General features: G+C 45.5%; 3 protein-coding genes. All 3 read right to left on the bottom strand.

What is annotated here, in order from left to right:
• Positions 1-390: 390 nt before the first annotated feature.
• Entirely contained in the window at positions 391-1,725 is a 1,335-nt protein-coding gene (locus IH879_21625; GenBank protein MCH7677526.1) for a hypothetical protein, read from the bottom strand.
• Between the two features lie 255 nt (positions 1,726-1,980).
• Positions 1,981-2,475 (bottom strand): DUF4331 family protein, encoded by a 495-nt coding sequence (locus IH879_21620; protein ID MCH7677525.1) that lies wholly within the window; start codon positions 2,473-2,475, stop codon positions 1,981-1,983.
• Positions 2,476-2,519: 44 nt separating this feature from the next.
• Positions 2,520-3,239, bottom strand: coding sequence for a DUF4331 family protein (locus IH879_21615; GenBank protein ID MCH7677524.1), 720 nt, complete (start codon positions 3,237-3,239; stop codon positions 2,520-2,522).
• Between the last annotated feature and the right edge of the window lie 294 nt (positions 3,240-3,533).

The raw sequence follows: 3,533 nt of genomic DNA, 5'->3' as shown, positions 1-3,533 counted from the left end.
TAAAATAAAAAATAATATAGCCACGGATTCACCCCGTGAGATAAAGATATCATCTTACCAGAAACATCAAAGACTTTAATCTAACGGGGTGAACACGGATAAAACTCGGATTTAATAAATGGAGCTTAAAATTTCACTTTTTTTACCTACAATATTTCTACAAATTTCAAATTGCGCGTGTAATGATTCTTTAATTTTTTTCTAAATGCATTTTTATCCGTGCCAATCAGTGAAAATCCGTGGCTTAGTTATTGGTTGCGGCTTTGCCGCGCTGTGATACTCAGAGCCCTCTGTGTCCAACAAGTATGAGATTGCTTCATCCCGCAAAGAAACGCGGGATTCGCAACGACATTTCAGGGCTTTGGGACAGCCCCATGAACTACGCCATTCTCAGCTCATTTGCAATTTAGCCCGAATCTCTGCCACAACATCTGCTTGCAACTCTTGCGCATTTTCAAGCGCTGCTTCCAACAAAACCTGTGCCTGTTCTTTTTCTCCGAAATCCCACATAATTATGCCGGAATGATACAAAACGACAGGCTCTGGGCTGCCCCAGGCTACTGCCTTAATTGCGGCTTCGTAAGCGTTTTCGATATCGCCGCTTTTATAAAGCACCCAGGCCAGGGTGTCGTAACTTTCGGAACTCGGCCTGTTTTTTAAATCCAGTTTTGCGTAATGAAGTGCACGGCTGAGCGTTTCGTTTTTCTCCGCAAGCAAAAATGCCAACGGCCGGTAAAATAATCTTTCCGTTTTTGGGTCTTGAGTAGCTTTTTTAATGAAGTGCTTGAGATAGTTTTCCGCATTTTCATCATTACCGAGCTGCCGCTCAATTGCGATCAAGTTAGCATAAATGTCGAGCTCGCCGCCATTTTCCAGGGCTTTTTGGTAGAGTTGTTTTGCCGCAAGCAAGTTGTGATCGATGGTATGGCTGATGGCCGCAATGCCTTCAAGTGCGGCAGGATAGCCCGGCAGTTGTTCGAGCGCTTCGAGATAGGTATCAACGGCTTTTTGCCCATTGCCGCTGTGATGTTCATAATGACCCAGGGTGACCAAACACCAGCCTATCACCACGGGGGACTGAGAATAAGCCTTGGCCTGATATAGGGCCTTCTCCATGTCCGATTTCGCATTTTCTAAATTCCCGAGCTTGTCTTCCAGCCTTGCTTTTCTAACCAAAAAATCGAATGACCTGCGGCTAAAAGACATCGTTCGTAAGATATCCCGCGCTTCGTCGGTATCGCCATAGGTCAACAGTGCATCGAACAAGCGCAGGTGAAAATTGACAAAGTCATCCGGCTCGGCAACCTCAATTGCTTTTTCAGCCGACCCGACGGCCTTTTCGAATTGATGCCCGGCCATCTGAACATTGGCCAGAGTTGAATACAGGGAGGCCTTTTTCGGATAGCGTTTTAACAGACTGTTGAGGTGCTTTTTAGCCGCCGCCAAATCTTTCTGCTGACCGTAGGCTTTGAAGCGTGCCAGATAATTTCCCAGCAGCTGGTTTTGGGCGAGAATATCCTCGCCATTCCTTTCATTTAAACGATTCTCAAAGAATTCGATGCTTTTGGTCATGACCGGCTTCTCGGGAAGATGGCTCGACAGAGCTATTTGGAGCACTTCTTCCGTTACCGCTGACTTTGAGTTCGAATGCAATTTCAAACTAAAAGACAGAATTAAAACAGATGATAAAATTGCAAATCCGAAAATTAGTTTTTTCTTAGACATTTTCATTTTTAATTCCAATGTTTGGTTTCAATATTTCCATCACCTAAACTGAGCGATTCTCCGGAGCGGGAGGTTCGTAGTGCAAGCTTCAGCTTGCCTGGGACGGCCGTAAACATGCTAAAGCATGCACTACCAACACGTTCCCAACAGTAAGTTCATTTCAAGCTCAATCGCTCAATTTAAGTATCATATCATAAAAACTAATGCCGGCCTCCCAAGTTCATGCAAGGGAGGCCGGCAATTAGCGACCTCAGTTTAATTAGGCGGTGCCAAATATGGAAATGAATTTAAAAATTCAACATCATTGGCATCAACATTATCGCTTTGCAGAGCCGGGACACCGACAACAACGGTTAACGCAACATCCGTGGCATCATCTGAGAGTTTGCGGCCGTCGAACAAAGCAAAATTAGAGGTAGCCGAACCCAAATTCACGGGCAGTTCATCCGGCAGCAAGGCTGCGGCAGTCCCGGCCGGGTCTGCATTGGCAACCGCTCCCAGGACCGTTACAAACTGGGCTGTGTAATTGGCAACATCCGTCGCCGGACCTGAAGTGTTATAATCGACCTTGCTAAAAGCAGGGGGATGATTGAAAACAGTGTTCAAAGCCGGGATTCCTATTCGGTCTACCTGGGTATAGGTGTCATCGTCGACGGGTTCCATACCACCATCCCCGTCGCAGGCAGTGAAAGCCATAAATCCTGCAAGTAATAAGCAAAGCAACATGGATAAGAATTTTGTTTTTAACATCTTTTGGTTCCTTTCTTTAAGATAATTTGAGTTGAATGTTTAGGTCAGTCTTTTACACTGGTTGTTGCCCAGGCATAAAAGGTGTCCGATGTGGTGATTCCGAGAGCGCTGGCTACTGCTGATTTGGGAACTTCGACAACGATTGCCAACACATTCGCGCCGGCGAGATCATCCGATGCCGGATCTGCGAAAGCAAAAGTTTGTTCGTTGGGATCACCGACTGGAGTGCCGAGGGCCGCAGTGAAGGCGGCGTTCAAAACGCTGGTCAAGCTCGCGTCGCCAAACAAATGGACAAAGAACGGATCTTCACGAGGGCCGGCAAAAACGGTCATGCCATTTCCGGTAAAATTGCTATTAAAGTTACCTGAAATAGCCGAACTACTTAGAATTTTATTTCCCCCCGGGCCGGTTATTGACGGCGCTACGGGACCCCGAACCTGTACGGTTTGACCTGTCCCCGTTCCGTCAAAAGTCACTTGAATGACCGCGTCTTCGATGCCGTCCCGCTCTTTGTCAAGTTTGAATTGATAAAGTCCATCAGGATTAAAGGCAGCACCGCTGCCCGCAAGCGGACTCACGGTCATGGCAAACACAACATTGTTGCCTTGATTAAAAACGTAGAGGTCATTGACGTCCAGATTGCTCTCGGATGAATTTGGTGAATCGAGGTGGTCAGCGGCTTTGATCATGATTCCGGACCCTACCACAATTCCCATAGCCAGGACACCCAAAAGAGTCATGCCAAAAAATCGATTATGAAACATAATGCTTCTCCTTAATTTAGTTAGTAAATATTCGCTTTGAAAACGGCGCCTTGTGTTTTCAAAAATAATTACGAACCAAAGTTGAAATCGGATTTATGGTTTTGTGTTTTTTGTTAAATAAAAATACTTCAGTGAAATTCGGTGTTGTTCAGTGTTTAAGTTTTTAGCCTGCATTATTCATGAACCTGCGTTTTAGGTATGAAACAACAATAGAAACCTGTCAAAAGTAGAGATGACATAGTTTGTAGTTCACGCTTTAGCGTGCTCATTGGCAGCCTAAAGGCTGTACTACGA

It is taken from the genome of candidate division KSB1 bacterium (genome assembly GCA_022562085.1).
In the GTDB taxonomy this organism is placed as follows: Bacteria; Zhuqueibacterota; Zhuqueibacteria; order Oceanimicrobiales; family Oceanimicrobiaceae; genus Oceanimicrobium.
Note: the sequence above shows the minus strand (reverse complement) of the source record. Positions and strands in the feature narration are given on the sequence as shown.